General features: G+C 73.4%; 15 protein-coding genes. 12 read left to right on the forward strand and 3 right to left on the reverse strand.

Annotation, left to right across the window (positions count from 1 at the left end):
• The first annotated feature begins 95 nt into the window (after positions 1-95).
• The 8 genes from ACFZP7_RS14130 (at position 96) to ACFZP7_RS14165 (ending at position 13771) form a co-directional block, all read left to right on the forward strand.
• Complete coding sequence (locus tag ACFZP7_RS14130; protein WP_046250133.1) at positions 96-1514, forward strand: ABC transporter substrate-binding protein; 1419 nt, start codon at positions 96-98, stop codon at positions 1512-1514.
• Between the two features lie 4 nt (positions 1515-1518).
• On the forward strand, positions 1519-2874 hold the full coding sequence (locus tag ACFZP7_RS14135) for a carbohydrate ABC transporter permease (RefSeq protein WP_185906867.1): 1356 nt from the start codon (positions 1519-1521) through the stop codon (positions 2872-2874).
• Entirely contained in the window at positions 2871-3791 is a 921-nt protein-coding gene (locus ACFZP7_RS14140) for a carbohydrate ABC transporter permease (protein WP_046250135.1), read from the forward strand. Before ACFZP7_RS14135 ends, ACFZP7_RS14140 begins: the two co-directional genes overlap by 4 nt.
• Before the next feature lie 163 nt (positions 3792-3954).
• Positions 3955-6216, forward strand: coding sequence for a CDP-glycerol glycerophosphotransferase family protein (locus ACFZP7_RS14145; RefSeq protein WP_385634533.1), 2262 nt, complete (start codon positions 3955-3957; stop codon positions 6214-6216).
• A gap of 151 nt (positions 6217-6367) precedes the next feature.
• Positions 6368-8578 carry a CDP-glycerol glycerophosphotransferase family protein gene (locus tag ACFZP7_RS14150; RefSeq protein WP_216881837.1) on the forward strand — a complete coding sequence of 737 codons (2211 nt, stop codon included), beginning with the start codon at positions 6368-6370 and terminating at the stop codon, positions 8576-8578.
• Positions 8579-8585: 7 nt separating this feature from the next.
• Positions 8586-10808, forward strand: a complete 2223-nt coding sequence (locus ACFZP7_RS14155; RefSeq protein ID WP_385634534.1) for a CDP-glycerol glycerophosphotransferase family protein — start codon at positions 8586-8588, stop codon at positions 10806-10808.
• Positions 10805-12085, forward strand: a complete 1281-nt coding sequence (locus tag ACFZP7_RS14160) for a hypothetical protein (RefSeq protein ID WP_193449006.1) — start codon at positions 10805-10807, stop codon at positions 12083-12085. Before ACFZP7_RS14155 ends, ACFZP7_RS14160 begins: the two co-directional genes overlap by 4 nt.
• A gap of 123 nt (positions 12086-12208) precedes the next feature.
• Positions 12209-13771 carry a hypothetical protein gene (locus tag ACFZP7_RS14165; protein ID WP_193449007.1) on the forward strand — a complete coding sequence of 521 codons (1563 nt, stop codon included), beginning with the start codon at positions 12209-12211 and terminating at the stop codon, positions 13769-13771.
• 24 nt (positions 13772-13795) lie between these two features.
• On the opposite strand, the gene ACFZP7_RS14170 is transcribed toward ACFZP7_RS14165, so the two are convergent.
• Positions 13796-14209, reverse strand: coding sequence for an organic hydroperoxide resistance protein (locus tag ACFZP7_RS14170; RefSeq protein ID WP_019325722.1), 414 nt, complete (start codon positions 14207-14209; stop codon positions 13796-13798).
• Between the two features lie 129 nt (positions 14210-14338).
• Here ACFZP7_RS14170 and ACFZP7_RS14175 point away from each other — a divergent pair, with 129 nt between their 5' ends.
• Positions 14339-14809, forward strand: coding sequence for a MarR family winged helix-turn-helix transcriptional regulator (locus ACFZP7_RS14175; protein WP_030975338.1), 471 nt, complete (start codon positions 14339-14341; stop codon positions 14807-14809).
• Positions 14810-14885: 76 nt separating this feature from the next.
• Entirely contained in the window at positions 14886-15866 is a 981-nt protein-coding gene (gene galE / locus ACFZP7_RS14180) for a UDP-glucose 4-epimerase GalE (protein ID WP_220671646.1), read from the forward strand.
• An 88-nt stretch (positions 15867-15954) separates the two neighbouring features.
• On the opposite strand, the gene ACFZP7_RS14185 is transcribed toward galE, so the two are convergent.
• Positions 15955-16842, reverse strand: coding sequence for a sigma-70 family RNA polymerase sigma factor (locus ACFZP7_RS14185; protein ID WP_385634535.1), 888 nt, complete (start codon positions 16840-16842; stop codon positions 15955-15957).
• Between the two features lie 115 nt (positions 16843-16957).
• Positions 16958-17590, reverse strand: coding sequence for a TetR/AcrR family transcriptional regulator (locus ACFZP7_RS14190; protein WP_019325726.1), 633 nt, complete (start codon positions 17588-17590; stop codon positions 16958-16960).
• Positions 17591-17758: 168 nt separating this feature from the next.
• Between ACFZP7_RS14190 and ACFZP7_RS14195 the strand changes: the two genes are divergently transcribed.
• A complete protein-coding gene (locus tag ACFZP7_RS14195) occupies positions 17759-18685 on the forward strand; it encodes an ABC transporter permease (protein ID WP_385634536.1) in 927 nt (308 codons plus the stop codon).
• Complete coding sequence (locus ACFZP7_RS14200) at positions 18678-19541, forward strand: ABC transporter ATP-binding protein (protein ID WP_031019595.1); 864 nt, start codon at positions 18678-18680, stop codon at positions 19539-19541. Before ACFZP7_RS14195 ends, ACFZP7_RS14200 begins: the two co-directional genes overlap by 8 nt.
• The last annotated feature ends 33 nt before the right edge of the window (positions 19542-19574 follow it).

A 19574-nucleotide genomic window follows, 5' to 3' on the forward strand; every position in this document is an offset into this window, starting at 1 on the left:
GCCGGACGCGCTCTTGCCGCCCTCACCCCCCTGGCGTACACCAGAGCGCACGGGACAGCGCCGAACGTTCGACGAGGACGAAGAACGGGGCAGTGATGCGCACGAGCAGCACCATCCGGACAGGCAGAACCGTCAACAAGGCCGGGAACGGCACCGCGAGGAAGACCACCAGGGCCGCCGCCTTCCTCGCCGCGGGCGCCCTCGCCCTCTCGCTCACCGCGTGCGGCGGAGACGACGACGGCGGCGGCGACAAGAAGGGGCAGGGGGACGGCGGCAAGGAGACGGCCGCCACCGTCACCCTTCCCCAGCTGGACGGCGAGAGCCTGGAGGTCGCCGCCGTCTGGACCGGCGCCGAGCAGAAGAACTTCGAGAAGGTCCTCGACGAGTTCGAGAAGCGCACCGGCGCGCAGGTGACCTTCGTGCCCGCCCAGGACCCGATCATCAACTTCCTCGGTTCGAAGGTCGCGGGCGGAGCCCCGCCGGACGTGGCGATGCTCCCCCAGCCCGGCGCCATCAAGCAGGCCGTCGAGAAGGGCTGGGCCAAGCCGCTGGGCGCCGAGGCCACCAAGGAGCTGGCGGAGAACTACACCCAGGGCTGGCAGGACATCGGCAAGGTCGACGGCAAGCAGTACGGGGTCTACTACAAGGCCGCCAACAAGTCGCTGATCTGGTACAACGCCCAGGTCTTCGAGAACGCCGGCGCGAGCGAGCCCAAGACCTGGGACGAGTTGCTCACCACCGCCCAGACGGTCTACGACTCGGGCGTCACGCCCTTCTCGGTGGGCGGCGCGGAGGGCTGGACCCTCACCGACTGGTTCGAGAACGTCTACCTCTCCCAGGCCGGACCGGAGAAGTACGACCAGCTCGCCAGGCACGAGATCAAGTGGACCGACCCGTCCGTGAAGGAGGCCCTGACCACCCTCGCCGAGATCTGGGGCAAGAAGGACTACGTGGCGGGCGGCGCGTCGGGCGCGCTGCAGACCGACTTCCCGGCCTCGGTGACGCAGACCTTCACCGGCGGCGACCAGCCCAAGGCCGGCATGGTCTACGAAGGCGACTTCGCGCAGGTCAACATCGGTGAGACGGAGGCGAAGGTCGGCACCGACGCGAAGGTGTTCCCGTTCCCGGCGGTCGGCGACGCGGCACCGGTGGTCTCCGGCGGCGACGCGGCCGTGATCCTTCAGGACTCCGAGGCGGCGCAGGCGCTCGCCACCTGGCTGGCCTCCCCGGACGCGGCGGCGATCCACGCGAAGCTCGGCGGCTACCTCTCGCCGAACAAGAACCTGGACGCGTCGGCGTACCCGAACGACGTGCAGAGGAAGATCGCCGAAGCGCTGGTCGCGGCCGGCGACGACTTCCGCTTCGACATGTCGGACCAGGCCCCGCAGGCCTTCGGCGGCACGCCCGGCAAGGGCGAGTGGAAGGCGCTCCAGGACTTCCTGAAGAACCCGAAGGACGTCGCGGGCGCACAGCAGCGGCTGGAGGCGGACGCGGCCGCCGCCTACGGGAACTGACGCGATGGCGTCGGCCACGGCGGCGGGGTCCTCACCGGGCCCCGCCGCTCCCCAGGCACCCAAGTCGCGCAGGAGCGTGACCGGCACCCGCAAGGCCGTGGCGGCCCTGTTCCTGCTGCCGGCCCTGGTGCTGCTCGGCGCGCTCGTGGTCTACCCGATCGGGTACTCGCTGATCCGCAGCTTCTACGACCAGTCCGGCGACTCCTTCGCCGGATTCGACAACTACCAGGCGCTCTTCACCGACGACGGCATCCGCACCGCCCTGAAGAACAACGTCATCTGGGTGGTGTTCGCGCCGACGGTCGCCACCGCCCTCGGCCTGATCTTCGCGGTGCTGACCGAACGGGTGCGCTGGGGCACGGCGTTCAAGCTGGTCGTCTTCATGCCGATGGCGATCTCGATGCTGGCCGCCGGGATCATCTTCCGGCTGGTGTACGACCAGGACCCGGACAAGGGCGTCGCCAACGCGGTGTGGGTCGGGGTGCACGACACGTTCGCCGAGTCGTCGGCGTTCCCGAAGGCGCACCCGGGCCGCGAGTCGCCGCTGGAGCCGGCCGGCGGCGGCGCGTTCATCACCAAGGAGCCGGTGAGCGCGGGGCAGACCGTCGTCCTGCCCCTGGTCGGCGTCGCGCCCGACCTGATGCCGGACGGCGCCGAGAAGGCCGCGGCCGCCCGGCCCGAGGACGGGAAGATCACCGGCACCACCTGGCAGGACTTCACCCGCGGCAAGGGCGTCGGGCAGCTCAACGGCGTCGACGCCGCCGAACTGGGGTACGCCGGGATGAAGATCGAGGCGGTGAAGGACGGCGAGGTCGTCGCCTCCACCAAGGCGTCCGGCGACGGCACCTTCAGCCTCCCCGCGGCGGCCGACGGAGCGCTGCTCAGGCTCCCCGCGGACAATTTCGCGGAGCCGTACAACGGCCTGAGCTGGCTCGGCCCCTCCCTGGTCACCCCGGCCATCATCGGGTCGTACGTGTGGATGTGGGCCGGCTTCGCGATGGTGCTGATCGCGGCCGGGCTGGCGGGCGTCCCCCGGGAACTGCTGGAAGCCGCCCGCGTCGACGGCGCCAACGAGTGGCAGGTCTTCAGACGCGTCACGGTGCCGCTGCTGGCACCGGTCCTCGCGGTCGTCGTCGTCACCCTGATGATCAATGTGCTGAAGGTCTTCGACCTGGTCTTCATCATCGCCCCGGGCTCCTCCCAGGACGACGCGAACGTCCTCGCCCTGGAGCTGTACCGCAAGGGGTTCGCCTCGGACCAGCCGGGCATCGCCAGCGCCATCGCGGTGTTCCTGCTGCTCCTGGTCATCCCGGTGATGTGGTTCAACGTACGGCGGCTGCGGCGGGAGGTGCGGCGATGACCGCGGAGGCGGGTTCCCTCACGAAGGCGGCACCGGCACCGTCCGGCGGCACCGCCGCCCGGGCGAGGCGGTCCCTGGGCGCCCGGCTCGCCGAGCGGGTCAGCGGCGGGCTGGTCCAGGTGTTCCTGATCGTGGTGGGCCTGTTCTGGCTGGTCCCGACGATCGGCCTGCTGCTGTCCTCGCTGCGCACCCCGCAGGACATGGCGGAGGGCGGCTGGTGGCAGGTCCTCACCGAGCCGTCCCGGCTCACCTTCCAGAGCTACGAGGAGCTGCTGAAGAACGGCGACATCACCTCCTCCCTGCTCAACACCGCGCTGATCACGGTCCCGGCGACGGTCCTGGTGGTGGTCATCGGCGCGCTCGCGGGGTACGCCTTCGCCTGGATGGACTTCCCGGGCCGCGACTGGTGGTTCCTGGCCGTGGTCGGGCTGCTCGTCGTCCCCGTCCAGGTGGCGCTGATCCCGATCGCCGAACTCTTCGGCAAGATCGGCCTGTTCGGCTCGATCGTCGGCGTGATCCTCTTCCACGTCGGCTTCGGCCTGCCCTTCGCGGTCTTCCTGCTGCGGAACTTCTTCGCGGAGATCCCGAGGGAACTGCTGGAGGCGGCCCGGCTGGACGGCGCGGGCGAACTGCGGCTGTTCCTGCGGGTCGTGATGCCGCTGGGCGGGCCCGCGATCGCGAGCCTCGGCATCTTCCAGTTCCTGTGGGTGTGGAACGACATGCTGGTCGCGCTGATCTTCTCGGACTCCGGGAGCCAGCCGATCACGGTCGCCCTGCAGACGCAGGTACGGCAGTTCGGCAACAACATCGACATCCTGGCGCCGGGCGCGTTCATCTCCATGGTGGTCCCGCTCGCCGTGTTCTTCGCGTTCCAGCGGCAGTTCGTCTCCGGCGTGATGGCGGGCGCGGTCAAGTAGGCGACGGGAAACCACTCTTGAGGGGGTGGGCCGGTGACCGGCCCACCCCCTCCGTGGCCTGCGCGGGGTCCCCCGAATGCCGCAGGGGCCGTAACCAAGTCACTCCACCGGCCGTTCCCGGGCCAAACGCCCGCGCCGATCCCGCCGACCCATGGATGTCCCCGTGCCCAGGTTCAGTGTCATCGTCCCCGCGCACCAGGTGCAGGCGTATCTGCCCGCCTGCCTGGAATCGGTGCTGTCCCAGTCGTACCCGGACCTCGAACTGATCGTGGTCGACGACTGCTCGCCGGACGCCTGCGGCACGATCGCCGACGAGTTCGCGGCCCGCGACGCCCGGGTGCGCGCCGTGCACCTGCCGCGGAACACGGGCCTCGGCCCCGCCCGCAACGCCGGCATGGAGCGGGCCGTCGGCGACTACCTGGTCTTCCTCGACGGCGACGACACCCTCACCCCGCACGCCCTGCGGGCGATCGCCGACCGGATCAAGGAGACCGGGGAACCGGACGTCCTGGTCTACGACTACGCGCGCGCCCACTGCACGGGCGAGACGGTCCGCAACCAGGCCGCCGCACACCTCACCGAGCGGGGCCCGGCGCCCTTCCGGCTCACCGACCGGCCCGGACTGCTGAAACTGCTGATGGTCGCCTGGAACAAGACGGTGCGGCGCGAGTTCGCCGAGCGCGAGGGCTTCACCTTCCCGCCCGGCTACTACGAGGACACCCCCTGGACCTACCCGGTCCTGATGACCGCCGACACCATCGCCACCCTGGACCGGGTCTGCGTCCACTACCGCCAGCGCCGCCAGGGCAGCATCCTGGGCACGCCGAGCGAGCGGCACCTGGACGTCTTCGCGCAGTACGACCGGCTCTTCGCGTTCCTGGAGTCGCGCCCGGAGCTGGCCCGCTGGCGGCCGGTGCTCTACCGCCGCATGGCGGACCACCTGGTGACGGTGTTCACCCGCCCCGACCGCCTCCCGCGCTCCCTGCGTGCCGAGTTCCTGCGCCGGGCCCGCGTCCACTGCCGCCGCTACCGGGTCCCCGGCGCCCCCGTCCCGCGCCCCGTGCGGCTGCGCCACGCCCTGCTCCGGCTGGGTCTGCGCCGCACCTGGCGGACCCTGCGGCTGGCGTCGGCGCTGCGCCGCCGGACGGTGCGGGTCACCGCCCGCCTGCTGCGCGCCGTACGGTCCGTCGCCCTGCGCGGCCACTACCGCCTCCAGCGCTGCCTGCCGCTGCGCGCCGACCGTGCCGTCTTCGCCGTCGACGGGGACCTCGGGCACGGCTGCAACCCGGGCGCGCTGGAGGAGGCGTTCCGGGAGCTGGCCCCGCACGTCCGCACGGCGTGGGCCGCCGCCCCCGCCCACCACCACACGATCCCGACCGGCACCCGCCGCCTGACCCCCGGCACGGCCGCCTACTGGACGGCGCTGGCCCGCTCGCGCTACCTGGTGCACAACGCCGCCTTCGACGCGGGCCTGGTCCGGCGCGAGGGACAGGTCCTGATCCAGACGCGGGCCGGGACACCCCTCAAGCACATGGGCCTGGACCTGCGGGAACGCCCGGCCGTCGCGGGCGGCGGCGACACCGCCCGACTGCTGCGCGAGGCCGGTTCCTGGGACTACCTCCTCTCCGCCAACCGCCACTCCACCCTGACCTGGGAACGGGTCCACCCCGGCCGCTACACCACGCTGGAGTACGGCCAGCCCCGCACCGACGTCCTCCAGCGGGCCACGCCCGCCGACGTGGCCCGGCTGCGCGAGACCCTCGGCATCCCCGAGGGCACCGTCGCGATCCTGTACGCGCCCACCCACCGCGACTACCGGCGCACCCAGCGCATCACCCTGGACCTGGAGCGCGTCGTCACCCGGCTCGGCCCGCGCTTCATGGTGCTGGCCCGCGCCCACCCCCGCCACGGCGGCCCGCTCGCCGAGTCCGCGGGCCGGGTCCTCGACGTCAGCGACCACCCGCACGTCGAGTCGCTCTGCCTGGCCTCGGACGCCCTCGTCACCGACTACTCGGCACTGATGTTCGACTACGCGGGTCTGGACCGGCCGATCGTGATCCACGCCGACGAGCCGGAGGCGTTCGAAGCGGCCCGCGGCACCTACTTCGACCTGCGCGACCTGCCGCCGGGCGCGATCGCCCGGGACGAGGACGAACTGATCGACATCTTCGCCGGCGGCCACTGGCGCGGCTCCCGGTCCGCGCAGCTCAGGGCCGCCTTCCGGGAGCGGTTCTGCCCGCACGACGACGGCCGCTCGGCCGAGCGCGTGGTACGCCGCGTGGTGCTCGGCCAGACGGACCTGCCCCCGGTCGTGCCGCTCGAGGAGCGCCGCCCGGCTCCGTCCGCCGTGGCCGGCCTCGCCCGCGCCCCGCTGGCGACCGTGCCGCAACCGGCGGGGCCCCGCACCGTCACCGAGAGCCTCTGACCGCCGTTTGTCCACTGGGAGTTCGCATGCCCCGCGGTTCGTCGCGGCCCACCCCGTCCCGGCCCCCCGTCCGGCGGCCCGCGGGACGGCCGGCCCGGCGGGCGACGTGCGGCGGCTCCCGTCGGACCAGGACAACGAGAGAAAGAGCAGCATGCCCCGCTTCAGCATCATCGTCCCGTCCCATGGGGTCGCGGGGCGGCTCGCCCAGGCGCTGGACTCGGTCCTCGCCCAGTCCTTCGGCGACTTCGAGCTGATCCCGGTCGGCGACGGCGCGGACCTCGCCGCGGCGGACGTCGTCGGGGACCGCGTCGAGCGGGACTCCCGGGTGGCGCCGGTGCACTCGCCGCCGTCGGCCGGCCTGGCGGGGGCGCGCAACGCCGGGATGCGCGCCGCGACCGGCGCGTACCTGCTGTTCCTCGACGGCGACGACGCCCTGGTGCCGGGCGCGCTGGGGGCGCTGGACGCACGGCTGGCGGACACCGGCGGGGTGGACGTCCTGTACTTCGAGCACGAGCGGGTGCCCTGGTGGGAGGGGGAGCCGGCCAATCCGGCCGCGCCGCTGCTGGCGAAGGCCCCGGACGGCGCCTTCGCCCCCGACCGCGCCCCGCACCTGACCGGCGTCCACCTGCCCGCGTGGAGCGCGGTCTACCGCCGTACCTTCCTCACCGAACGCGGGCTCGACTTCACCGACGGGCACTTCACCGACGTCGGCTTCGGCGCCCGGGTCGCGGGGCGCGCCGAGCGGGTGACGGTGCTGCGCTCGGTCGTCGTACGGCATCTGGTGCGCCGGCAGGGCAACCGGCTGAACCTGCCCGGCCCGCACCACGCGGAACTCCTCGACCAGGCGGAGCTGGCGCTGGCGCACGCCGCCGAACGGGGGCTGCCGGACGAGCGGCGCGGACCGCTGTTCGAGCAGTTGTTCGCCGCGATCCTGAAGACGGCCACCCATCCGCGCCGTCTGACCGCCCGGGAACGCCGGACGTTCTTCCGCCGGGCGAGCCGCCTCTACCGCCGTCACCGCCCGGCCGGTTTCCGGACGCCGGGCGGCCGGATCGGCGTGCAGCACCGGCTGCTGGCGGCCGGTTCCTACACCGGCTTCCGCGCCCTGCGCGCCGCCAACCGGACCGCCGGCGGACTCCTGCGGCGCCTGCCGCGCCCCCAGGGCCTGCGCACCCGCCTGCTCTACCGGCGGCACCTGCGCCGCCCGCTCGACCCCGGCCTGGTCGTGTACTGCGCGTACTGGGGCCGCGGCTACACCTGCAACCCGGCGGCGATCCACGCCAAGGCGCGGGAACTCGCCCCGCATCTGCGTTCGGTCTTCCTGGTCGAGGCGGACCAGGCGCACACCGTGCCGAAGGACGTCGACCACGCCGTCATCGGCAGCCGGCGGTACTGGGAGGTGCTGGCCCGCGCCACGTACCTGGTCAACAACGCCAACTTCGCGGAGGGCGTGGTCAAGCGCCCCGGCAGCGTGCACCTCCAGACCCAGCACGGCACCCCGCTGAAGACCATGGGCGTCGACCAGTCGACGTATCCGGTGGTGGCGGCGGCCAGCGGCAGCTTCACCAAGCTGCTGGGGCGCGTGGACCGCTGGGACTACAACCTCTCCGCCAACCGCCACTCCACCCGGATGTGGGAACGCGCCTACCCGGGCTCCTACGAGCAGCTGGAGTACGGCTACCCGCGCAACGACGTCTACTGCACGGCGACCGCCGAGGACGTCGCCCGTGTGCGGCGCGCGCTCGGCGTCCCGGAGGGGAGTACGGCCGTCCTGTACGCGCCCACCCACCGCGACTGGGAGGCCGGGTTCGGCGCGGGCGCCCTGGACCTGGAGGCGTTCTGCGAGGCGGCCGGCGAGGACGTGGTGGTGCTGCTGCGCGCCCACTACTTCTACGACCGGGGCGGCAGGTCCGCGCCCTCCGGGCGGGTCATCGACGTGACCGCGCACCGCTCGGCCGAGGACGTGTGCCTGGCCGCCGACGCGCTGGTCACCGACTACTCGTCGATCATGTTCGACTACGCCAATCTGGACCGCCCGATCGTCGTGTACGCCGACGACTGGGAGGTCTACCGGGAGACCCGCGGCGTCTACTTCGACCTGATGGCCGCACCGCCCGGCCCGGTGGCGCGGACCCCGGAGGAACTGGCCCGGATCTTCCGCGACGGCTCCTGGGCGGGCCGGGAGTCGACGGCGCTGCGGGCCGCCTTCCGGGAGCGGTTCTGCGAGTTCGACGACGGCCGGGCCGCCGAGCGCGTGGTGCGCAGGGTGCTGCTCGGCGAGCCGCCCGAGACGCTGCCGCCCGTGGTCCCGCTCGCCGAGCGCGTCCCGGCCCCCGCCGCCGCCACCCTCGTGAGGAGCTGATCCCGCCGTGCCCCGCTTCAGCGTCATCGTCCCGTGCTTCAAGGTGCAGGGTTTCCTGCGCGAGTGCCTGGACTCCGTGCTGGACCAGTCCTTCCGGGACATCGAGGTCGTCGCCGTGGACGACTGCTCCCCGGACGGCTGCGGCGCGATCCTCGACGAGTACGCCGCCCTGGACGAGCGGGTGCGCGTGCTGCACCTGGAGGAGAACGTGGGCCTCGGCCGGGCCCGCAACGCCGGGCTGCCGCTGGCCACCGGCGACTACCTCTTCTTCCTCGACAGCGACGACACCCTCACCCCCGGCGCCCTGCGCGCCATGGCCGACCGGCTCGCGGAGGCGGAGGACCCGGACGTCCTGGTCTTCGACTACGCCCGCACGTACTGGTGGGGCGGCACCCGGCGCAACGTCCTCGCCCAGGTGCTCGCCGAGACCGACCGGACCTTCACCGCCGCCGAGCGGCCCGAGATCCTCGACCTGCTGATGGTGGTGTGGAACAAGGTCTACCGGCGGGACTTCGTCGAACGGGAGGGCTTCACCTTCCCCCCGGGCTACTACGAGGACACGCCCTGGACCTTCCCGGTCATGTTCGCCGCCGAGCGGATCGCCACCCTGGACCGCATCTGCCTCAACTACCGCCAGCGCCGCCAGGGCAACATCCTGTCCACCACCAGCCGCAGGCACTTCGACGTGCACGCACAGTACGAGCGGGTCTTCGCCTTCCTCGACGCCCGACCGGAGCTGGCCCGCTGGCGGCCCTTCCTGCACGCCAAGATGGGTGAGCACTGCCTGGACATCCTGTCCAAGCCGGACCGGCTGCCGCCGTCGGACAAGGCGGAGTTCTTCCGCCGCACCGCCGAGATGTTCCGGAGGTACCGCCCCGAGGGCGCCGAGACCCCGGCCGAACTGCGCGTCCTGGAGCACGGGTACGCGGCCTACCGGCTGCGCCGCGGGTCCGGCCGGGCGGGCCGGGAGCTGGGGCGCCGGGCGCGGCAGGCGCGGGGGGCGGCCGCCGGACGCCTGGGGCGGGTGCGGACCGCGGTGAACGTGCGCCGGCCGCTCGATCCGGACCTCGTCGTCTACTCGGCCTTCTCGCACCGCGGTGTGCTGGGCGACCCGGGGGCGATCCACCGCAAGGCCCGCGAGATCGCCCCGCACCTGCGCGGTGTGTGGGTGGTGCGCGGCGAGGAGGAGGCGGCGGCACTGCCGCCGGACACCGAGCACGTGCTCCTCGGCAGCGCGCAGTACCGCCGGGCGGTCGAACGGGCCGCGTTCCTCGTCAACAACGTCAACTGGCCCTGGGCCGTGCCCAAGCGGCCCGGCAGCGTCCACATCCACACCCACCAGGGCACCCCGCTCAAGTACATGGGCGCCGACCTGCTGGGCCGGCCCGGCGCCCGGCACGGTCTGGACGTGCCGCAGATGCTGCGCCGGGCGGACCGCTGGGACCACAGCCTGGTCGCCGGCCGGTACGCGGAACGGGTGTGGGAGCGGGCGTACCCCTGTCACTTCTCCTCCGCGCGCACCGGCAGCCCGCGCAACGACGTGCTGGTGAACGCGGGGCCGCAGGACGGCCGCCGGGTCCGTGAGCGGCTCGGCGTCCCGGACGGGCACACCGTGGTGCTGTACGCGCCGACCCGCCGCGAGTACCGGCGCGGCGGGTACGTGGAGCGGATCGACCCGGCCCGGCTCGCCGCCGATCTCGGCGAGGGCCACACGCTGGTGGTGCGGCTGCACCCGTCCCTGGCCGCCGGCCCGGCGCGCGGCCTGGGGCTGGCGGAGCTGCACCGGCGGGGCGTGCTGATCGACGCGACGGACGAGCCGCACGTCGAGGACCTGATGCTCGCCTCCGACCTGCTGATCACCGACTACTCGGCCCTGATGTTCGACTACGTCCTCCTGGACCGGCCGGTCCTGATCCACGCCGACGACTGGGCCGCCTACACCGCGAGCCGGGGCACCTACTTCGACGTCACGGCCGAGGCGCCGGGCCATGTGTCGCGCTCCTACCGGGAGCTGGCGTGGCTGCTGGCCTCGGGGGCGTGGCGGGACGAGGAGGCGGCGCGGCTCAGGTCCGCGTTCCGGGACCGGTTCTGCGAGTACGAGGACGGCCGGGCCGCCGAGCGGGTGGTGCGGACACTGCTGCTGGGCGAGCCGATGCCGGAGCCCGTCGGCGTGCCCGCCGCCCGGCCGGTCCCGGCCGTCTCCGGCCGCGACCTGCTCACCTCGTCATGAGGGCGCGCACCTGGGTGCTGGTCCTGGCCGCGGTGTTCGCCCTGCTCCAGCTCGCGAACGTCACCGGCCGGGACACCCCCGACACCAAGAACTACCTGTCGTACGCGCTGAGCCTGGCCGGTGGGAGCAAGCGCGGGGTGGCGGCGGACACCATCGACTACGTGTGCGCGAGCCAGGCGTCGACGGCCCGCCGCGACCAGAGCGTGCACGTGGTCCACTTCCACCGGCCCGACCCCGCCGACCGGGTGAGGGACGCGTGCCGGGAGCGGGAGTGGCGGCAGGTGGAGCCGAGGCTGGCGGCCGGCCAGACCGACGGGCACACCGTGCCGTACATGACGGAACGCTTCATGCGGATCTTCGAGGCGCGCCCCGGCTACCCGCTGTTCCTGGTGCCCTTCGTCGCGCTCCTCGGCGCGACGTGGGGGCTGTGGGCGGCCGGTGTCGTCATCGCCTGCGCGGGCGGCGTCCTGGTCTTCCTGATCCTGCGCACCCTGTCCGTCCCGCTGCCGCTCGCGCTGACCGGGCAGGCGCTGTACTACGTGCTGCCGTGCGGGACCACGGCCATGCGCCCGATGGCCGAGGGCCTGCTGATGGCGCTGACCCTGGCGGCGGTGTGGGGGTGCGCGCTGGTGCTGCGCGCGGGGCGGGCGCGGGCCGGGTACGCGCTGGTCGGCGGGTCGCTGCTCGCGCTGTTCACCGTGAAGCACTCGCAGGCGCTGTTCCTCGGGGTGTGCCTGGCGGTGGCGGGCGCGCTGCTGGCGCTGCGGCGACGCCGCCGGGGACGGGCGCCGGGGCGGGAGACGCTCGTGCTGGCGGCCATCGGCCTGGCGGGCGCGGCCGGCACCCTGGTCCTGTCGCGGCTGCTGCACTACCCGACGGTGTCCGACAGCCTCCAGGACCTGCTGACCGGGCACTTCGCCCGGCCGGACCGCGCGGACCCGTGGCCGGAGTTCTGGCAGTTGCAGGGCAATTTCTGGGTGGAGTGGCTGCGGCGGCAGGCGTGGGAGCCGCTGTTCGCGGCGGCGCTGGCCGCCGGGGCGTGGGGCGCGCTGCGGCGCGCCGGCGCGGTCGGGGTCTTCCTGGTCGCGGCGGCGTTCACCGGCGTCCTGACCCAGGCGGCCCACCCGGACATCAACATCTGGGGAGAGCGCCTGATCGTGCTGGCCTGGCTGCTCCCGGTGGTGGGGCTCCCGCTGCTGCTGGAGCCGGTGGTGCGAGGCGGCCGGGTGGCGCTGCCGGCGCAGGGGCAGGCCGAACGGGCGCGCGCCGCGGGCTGAACGGGCGCGCGCCGCCGATCGACGGTCACTCGTTTCGGTGACATGAGCCCGTGTCGTTGACCTCGGCACGGCCACCGGGAACATACGGCAAATGTCCCGAATGTCCCACCCTTCGCACGCTCCGTGAGCGCCGGTGTCCTCGTCCGGCGGCCCGTACGCGGCGCCACGGCGCTGCGTGGGCGCCGGCCGTGGCGTCCCACCCCGTACCAGGCCACCGGTTTCCTGTTCTTCCTGGTGATGACGCTCGCGTACTGGGCGGTGCCGCTGTGCTGCGACGCCGGCCAGCACGCGGCCGTCGTCGAGCGCCTGAAGGCGGACCTGCTCCACCCCCGCCACCCGATGGCCGACCTGCCGGGCGAGGGCAGCGCCTACTACTCGCCGTACGCCGTGGCACAGGGCCTGTTCGCCCGGCTGACCGGGCTGGGCGGCTGGGAGGTGGTGCGGCTCGCCGGGCCGCTGAACCTCCTGGTGCTGCTGACCGGCCTCGGCCGTTTCGTGCGGGTGCTGAGCCCGCGGCCGTGGGCGCCGGTGCTGGCGCTGGGCGCGATGACGCTGCTGTGGGGCACCGAGCGGGCCTGGTGGAGCGGCTACCTCGGACTGATGTCGATGACGGGCAACCTCGGCTACCCGTCGGCCTTCGCGATCGGGCTCACCTTCTGGGCGTGGGCGCTGACGGGCGCGCGGGCCCGGGACGAACGCCGGGTGCGGTACGTGGGCCCGAGCGGCCTGCGCGGCCTGCCCGGTTACGCCGGCCTCGGCCTCCTCTACGCCCTGATCCTCCTCGTCCACCCGATCACGGCGGTGGCGGCGGCACTGGGCGCGGCGGCGCTGGTGGCCGGGTGGCAGCGCGGCTGGCGCGGCCCGGTCGTCGGGCGGTGGGCGCTGACGGGCGCGGTGGCGGTGGCGTCGGCGGCGCTGTGGCCGTACTTCGACGTGTTCGCGCTGGCCGGGGACGGCAGCGTGGACGGGATGCACCGCGTGCTCTACCTGGAGCTGCCCGGGGAGTTCTGGCTGGCGCTGCTCGGGCTGCCGGCGCTGTGGCTGCGCGGGCGGGCGTCGGCGCGCGATCCGCTGGTGCTGATGTTCGCGCTGGACTGCGCGGTGGTGGCGTACGGCTGGTTCAGCGGCCACTACACCTACGGCCGCATCCTCGGGCTGACGCTGGTGCCGTTGCAGTTCGCGCTGGCGGTGGAGCTGGCGGCGCCCCGGCCCTGGGGGTGGTGGCGCAGGGCGCTGGGCTCGGTGGCGGCGGCGGGGGCGCTGCTGGGCTTCCTCACGGTCCAGGCGGGGGCGGTGGTGCCGCGCACCCTGGACCCGGTCGGCTTCGAGCAGCCGCCGCACTGGCCGACGTACGCGTGGGCGGCGCGGCACATCGGTCCCGGCGAGGTCGTGATCACCGACGGCTACTACGCCGGGCACGCCATCGCCGGGTACGGGCCGAACCTCGCGGCGCCCGCCTGGCCGGACCCCTCGCTGGACGAGCGGGAGCGCGGGCGGCGGGTGGCCGACGTCGAGACCTACCTCGCCCCCGGCTCGACCCGCGCCGAGCGCGCCGCGATCGTGCGGCGCTACGACGTCCGCTGGCTGCTGCTCACACGCTGGCAGCCGGTGCCCGAGGAGGCGGTGGTGGTGGCGTGGAGCGAGCGGACGGGCGAAGTGCTGGCGCGGGTGGGGGCCGGGGGCTGACCGGCGGGGTCCGCCGGGCGCCGGCTACTCGATGACGAGGTCGACCGGGATGTTGCCCCGGGTGGCGTTGGAGTAGGGGCAGACCTGGTGGGCCTGCTCGACCAGCTTGCGGCCGGTCTCCTCGTCCAGCCCCTCCGGCAGCTCCACCCGGAGGGTGACGGCGAGCGCGAAGCCCTCGCCCTGCTTGCCGATGCCGACCTCGGCGGTCACCGCGGCGTCGCTGACGTCGACCTTGGCCTGCCGGCCGACCAGACCGAGGGCGCTGCCGAAGCAGGCCGCGTACCCGGCGGCGAAGAGCTGCTCCGGGTTGGTGCCCTGCCCGTTGCCGCCCATCTCCACGGGAACGCCGAGCGCGAGGTCGAGCTTGCCGTCGGAGCTGACGGTGCGGCCGTCGCGGCCGTGGGTGGCGGTGGCGGCGGCGGTGTAGAGCGCGTCCATGGGAGAACCGTCCCTCTGTGAAGGCTGTACGGAGCGTCGTGGCGACGCCTGACACCCACAAGTAGAGCACGCAATTAAGTTGTGCACAACTCAATAGCGCGCGAGAACCGTTCGGATACCCTGGAGGGCATGACCACGCCCGCAACGGACTGGCTCCGCCTGGACCAGCAGATCTGCTTCTCCCTGAACGCGGCCTCGCGCGCCTTCAACGGCGTCTACCGCGTGGTCCTCAAGGACCTCGGGCTCACCTACCCGCAGTACCTGGTGATGCTGGTGCTCTGGGAGCACGGGGAGCTGCCGGTGAAGAAGCTCGGCGAGCACCTGCGGCTGGACTCCGGCACGCTCTCGCCGCTGCTTAAGCGGCTGGAGGCGGCCGGCCTGGTCCGGCGGGAGCGCAGCGCGAGCGACGAGCGGTCGGTCCGGGTGCGGCCCACCGGGGAGGGCCTGGCGCTGCGCGAGCGGGCCACCGAGGTGCCGCGCCGCATCGCGGCGGCCACCGGCCTCGACCTGGCGGAGGTGCAGGACCTGCGCACCCGCCTCGACCGGCTCACCGCCGCCCTGGACGGCTACGGCACCGACGCGGCCGGTGCGCCGTCCTGACAGGTGACGGTGCCCGCCGGGCGCCGGGATGACGGATCATGACCACCGAGGACCACTGACGAGGGGACGGCCGCACATGACCTGGCTGATCACCGGCGGCGCCGGATACATCGGGGCGCACGTCGTACGCGCGATGACCGAGGCGGGCGAGCGGACGGTCGTCTACGACGACCTGTCCACCGGCATCGCCGAGCGGGTGCCCGACGGCGTCCCGCTGGTGGTCGGCTCGGTGCTGGACGGCGAGCGGGTCGCCCGCGCCCTCGGCGACCACTCCGTCACCGGCGTGGTGCACCTCGCCGCGAAGAAGCAGGTCGGCGAGTCGGTGGAGCTGCCGCTGCACTACTACCGGGAGAACGTCGAGGGCCTGCGCGTCCTGCTGGAGGCGGTCACCGCGGCCGGTGTCCCGTCCTTCGTCTTCTCCTCCTCCGCGGCCGTCTACGGCATGCCCGACGTGGACCTGGTGACGGAGGAGACCCCGTGCCTGCCCATGTCGCCGTACGGCGAGACCAAGCTGGCCGGCGAGTGGCTGGTGCGCGCGACCGGCCGGGCCACCGGTCTGTCCACGGCCTGCCTGCGCTACTTCAACGTGGCGGGCGCGGCCGCCCCCGAGCTGGCCGACACCGGCGTCTACAACCTCGTCCCGATGGTCTTCGAGAAGCTCACGGAGTCCGCGGCCCCCCGGATCTTCGGCGACGACTACGCGACGCCGGACGGCACCTGTGTGCGCGACTACATCCACGTGGTCGACCTGGCCGAGGCCCACGTCGCCGCGGCCCGCACCCTCCAGGCGTCCCCGGGCCGCTCGCTCACCCTCAACATCGGCCGGGGCGAGGGCGTCTCCGTCCGCGAGATGATCGACCGCATCAACGCCCTCACCGGCCACGACCACCCCCCGACGGTCACCCCGCGCCGCCCCGGCGACCCGGCCCGCGTGGTCGCCTCGGCCGACCGCGCCGCCGCCGAACTGGGCTGGAAGGCCAAGTACGACGTGGAAGACATGATCACGTCCGCCTGGGCGGGCTGGGTACGACTGCACCCGGGGGCGGCACGGGACTAGGGCCGGCGGGCCGGGTACGGCTGCACCCCGGGGGCGGCGCGGGACTCGGGCCGGGCCGCCGCTTCCGTGCGGCCCGGCAGCCGCCGGTTCAGCCCTCCAGGGAGGCCAGGTCCAGCCCGGCCAGGCGTGCGGGGTCGGAGAGGATGTCGATGGCGGCGATCCGGCCCCCGGACACGGTGAAGCCCATGACGGAGAACGGCCGCCCGTCCATGGTGTTGACCAGCCCGGCCGCGCCGTTGACCAGCGCCGGGTGCGTGGCGGCGGCGGTGGCCATCCGCCGGAAGGTGTCCAGCTGCCCGGCCACGGCGGCGGCACCGCGGATCGTCCGCAGACCCCCGGTGAGCGCACCGCCGTCCGCGCGCAGCGTCACCTCCGGGTCGAGGAGGGCCACCAGCCCGTCGAAGTCGCCGCCGCGCGCGGCGGCCAGGAAGGCGTCCACCACCCGGCGCTGGCCCGAGCGGTCCGGGTCCGGCGGCGGCGTCGCGCCGCGGACCCTCAGCCGCGCCCGGCTGGCCAGCTTCCTGGCCGCCTGGGGCGTGCGGTCGACGATCGGCGCGATCTCCTCGAACGACAGCCCGAACATGTCGTGCAGCACGAACGCCAGCCGCTCCGCCGGGTTGAGCGAGTCCAGCACCACCAGCAGCGCCAGCCCGACCGAGTCGGCCACCAGCGCCTGATGCTCGGGGTCGGCGCGGTCCTCCCGGCCGATCACCGGATCGGGCAGCCGGTCCTCCAGGGGCTCCTCGCCCCGCCGCTTGCGGGTCCGGAGCAGGTCCAGACAGACCCGGCCGACCACCGTGGTCAGCCAGCCTCCGAGGTTGTCGATCCGCTGACCGTCCGAGCCGGACAACCGCAGCCACGCCTCCTGGACCGCGTCCTCCGCCTCGGTCAGCGAACCGAGCATGCGGTACGCGACCGCCTTGAGACGAGGTCGGTGCTCCTCGAACCGCTCGGCCAGGTTCTCAGGTGGATTCACGAGCGCAGCCCTTCCGCAGTTGACGTCCCCGCCGTGACCGCCGCCCCCCGAAGGTGACCGCACCGCTTCCACCGGCTCCGTCACGGGCGGGGACCACCGACGGACCGGACCGTGCTCAGAGCGCCTTGAGCCCCTCCGCCGTCGCCCGCGCCAGCGCCCCCAGATACCCCTTGGGGAGCTTCGGACTGCGGATCACCACCGAGCGCCAGTACAGCGGGCCCGAGATCAGGTCGAGGGCGAGGTCGGTGTCGACGGCCGCGCTCAGCTCGCCGCGCTCCGCCGCCGCCGCCAGGATTCTGCTGGCGACGCCGTCCTGCCCCTCCCGCAGGGCCTTCTGCATCGCCTCGGCGATGTCGGGATTGCGGGCCGCCTCCGCCTGGAGGTCCGGGATGATCTGCGAGGCCACCGGGTGGCGCAGGGCCCGGGACGTCACCTCGTACAGCAACCGCAGGTCGCCCTCCAGGGACCCGGTGTCGGGCGCGGGCAGCCCCTGCACGGCGAGGGCGGAGACGATGTCGAGCACCAGGTGCAGCTTGGAGCGCCAGCGCCGGTAGACGGCCGTCTTGCCGACGCCCGCGCGACGCGCGATGCCCTCGATGGACATCCGCGCGTAGCCGACCGCCGCCAGCTCCTCGAAGACCGCCGCCCGGATGGCCTCCGTCACGTCCTCGCGGAGCACCGCCGCCCCGGCGGGTGCCCGGCGGCGCGGACGCGGCTGCGGCTGCGGCTCGTCGGCGTTGGTCGTCATGCGAGCCAAGCATAGGGGCGTCACGACGAAACGGTTGCGTTCCGACGCGGCCACGCCCTACTCTCACGTTACGACGATACGGTCCCGTCCCGACGTAAGTGAACGCGCTGCGGCACCCAGGTGAACGCCCGGCGCCGCCACCCCCTCCCCCGAGCGAAAGCAGCGGATGTGAGCCAGGTCCTCCACACACCGCCTCCGGCCCCCGCCCCGGCCGCCGCCGACGAACACGACCTCGCGGCCCTCGCCGCCCGCCACGGTCTGTCGGTGAGCGGCGCCCGCCCCTCCCTGCCCCAGTACGTCCGCCAGCTGTGGGCGCGCCGGCACTTCATCACCGCCTTCGCCACCGCCAAGCTCACCGCCCAGTACAGCCAGGCGAAGCTGGGCCAGGTCTGGCAGGTGATGACGCCCCTGCTCAACGCGGCGGTGTACTACTTCATCTTCGGCATGCTGATGAACACCAGCCGGGGCGTGGAGGACTTCGTCCCCTTCCTGGTGACCGGCGTGTTCGTCTGGACGTTCACCCAGAGCTCGATCATGGCGGGCACCCGGGCCATCTCGGGCAACCTGGGCCTGGTGCGCGCCCTGCACTTCCCGCGGGCCGCGCTGCCGGTCTCCTTCTGCCTCCAGCAGCTCCAGCAGCTGCTGTTCTCGATGGCCGCCCTCGTCGTCATCCTGCTGGCCTTCGGCGTGCCGCCCGCGCCGTCCTGGGTGCTGGCGGTGCCGGCGCTGGTGCTGCAGTTCCTGTTCAACGCGGGCGTGGCGCTGTTCATGGCACGGGTGGGCTCCAAGATCCCCGACGCGGCCCAGCTGATGCCGTTCGTGCTGCGCACCTGGATGTACGCATCCGGCGTCATGTTCAGCATCGACCACATGACCGGCCCGGACAGCGGCCTGCCGTCCTGGGTGGGCACCGTGCTCCAGCTCAACCCCGCCGTCGTCTACATCGACCTGATGCGCTTCGCCCTGATCGACACCTTCGACGCGAGCCACCTGCCGCCCCATGTGTGGGCGCTCGCGCTGGGCTGGGCCCTGCTCGCCGGCATCGGCGGATTCATCTACTTCTGGAAGGCCGAGGAGACGTACGGTCGTGGCTGACACACCCGCTGACAAGAACCCCGCCGAGCGCGTACCCACCGTCGTCGCCGACGGTGTCGACATCGTCTACCGGGTCAACGGCACCGGCGCCGGCCGGGGTTCGGCGACCGCCGCCCTCAACCGCATCGTGCGCCGGAAGAAGGCCGAGAAGGCGGCCGGCGTACGCCGGGTGCACGCCGTGAAGAACGTGTCCTTCGTGGCGTACCGGGGCGAGGCCATCGGCCTGATCGGCACCAACGGTTCCGGCAAGTCGACGCTGCTGAAGGCCGTCGCCGGTCTGCTCCCCGTCGAGAACGGCCACATCTACACCGACGGCCAGCCCTCCCTCCTCGGCGTCAACGCGGCCCTGATGAACGACCTCACCGGCGAGCGCAACGTGCACCTCGGCGGCCTGGCGATGGGCATGTCCCGCGCCCAGATCAAGGAGCGGTACCAGGAGATCGTCGACTTCTCCGGGATCAACGACAAGGGCGACTTCATCACGCTGCCGATGCGCACGTACTCCTCCGGCATGGCGGCCCGGCTGCGCTTCTCCATCGCCGCCGCCAAGGACCACGACGTCCTCCTCGTCGACGAGGCGCTGGCCACCGGCGACCGCTCCTTCCAGAAGCGGTCCGAGGAGCGCATCCGGGAGCTGCGCAAGCACGCGGGCACCGTGTTCCTGGTCAGCCACAGCAACAAGTCCATCCGCGACACCTGCGACCGGGTGCTGTGGCTGGAGCGGGGCGAGCTGCGCATGGACGGGCCGACGGAGGAGGTCCTGAAGGAGTACGAGAAGTTCACCGGCGGCCCGGACCGGGCGGTCAAGGCCAAGCCGGCCGCCAAGCCCGCGCCGAAGGCCAAGACAGCCGCCTGAGTCCGGCACGGACGGGCCAGAGTCCGGCACCGA

It is taken from the genome of Streptomyces sp. SudanB5_2050, assembly GCF_964272335.1.
Taxonomy (GTDB): Bacteria; Actinomycetota; Actinomycetes; order Streptomycetales; family Streptomycetaceae; genus Streptomyces; species Streptomyces rochei.

Bases quoted from the DNA above. Each gene is read 5' to 3' on its own strand.
- ACFZP7_RS14130 (WP_046250133.1), top strand. From the start codon at position 96: ATGCGCACGAGCAGCACCATCCGGACAGGCAGAACCGTCAACAAGGCC.
- ACFZP7_RS14135 (WP_185906867.1), top strand. From the start codon at position 1,519: ATGGCGTCGGCCACGGCGGCGGGGTCCTCACCGGGCCCCGCCGCTCCC.
- ACFZP7_RS14140 (WP_046250135.1), top strand. From the start codon at position 2,871: ATGACCGCGGAGGCGGGTTCCCTCACGAAGGCGGCACCGGCACCGTCC.
- ACFZP7_RS14150 (WP_216881837.1), top strand. From the start codon at position 6,368: ATGCCCCGCTTCAGCATCATCGTCCCGTCCCATGGGGTCGCGGGGCGG.
- ACFZP7_RS14160 (WP_193449006.1), top strand. From the start codon at position 10,805: ATGAGGGCGCGCACCTGGGTGCTGGTCCTGGCCGCGGTGTTCGCCCTG.
- ACFZP7_RS14170 (WP_019325722.1), bottom strand. From the start codon at position 14,209: ATGGACGCGCTCTACACCGCCGCCGCCACCGCCACCCACGGCCGCGAC.
- ACFZP7_RS14175 (WP_030975338.1), top strand. From the start codon at position 14,339: ATGACCACGCCCGCAACGGACTGGCTCCGCCTGGACCAGCAGATCTGC.
- galE (WP_220671646.1), top strand. From the start codon at position 14,886: ATGACCTGGCTGATCACCGGCGGCGCCGGATACATCGGGGCGCACGTC.
- ACFZP7_RS14190 (WP_019325726.1), bottom strand. From the start codon at position 17,590: ATGACGACCAACGCCGACGAGCCGCAGCCGCAGCCGCGTCCGCGCCGC.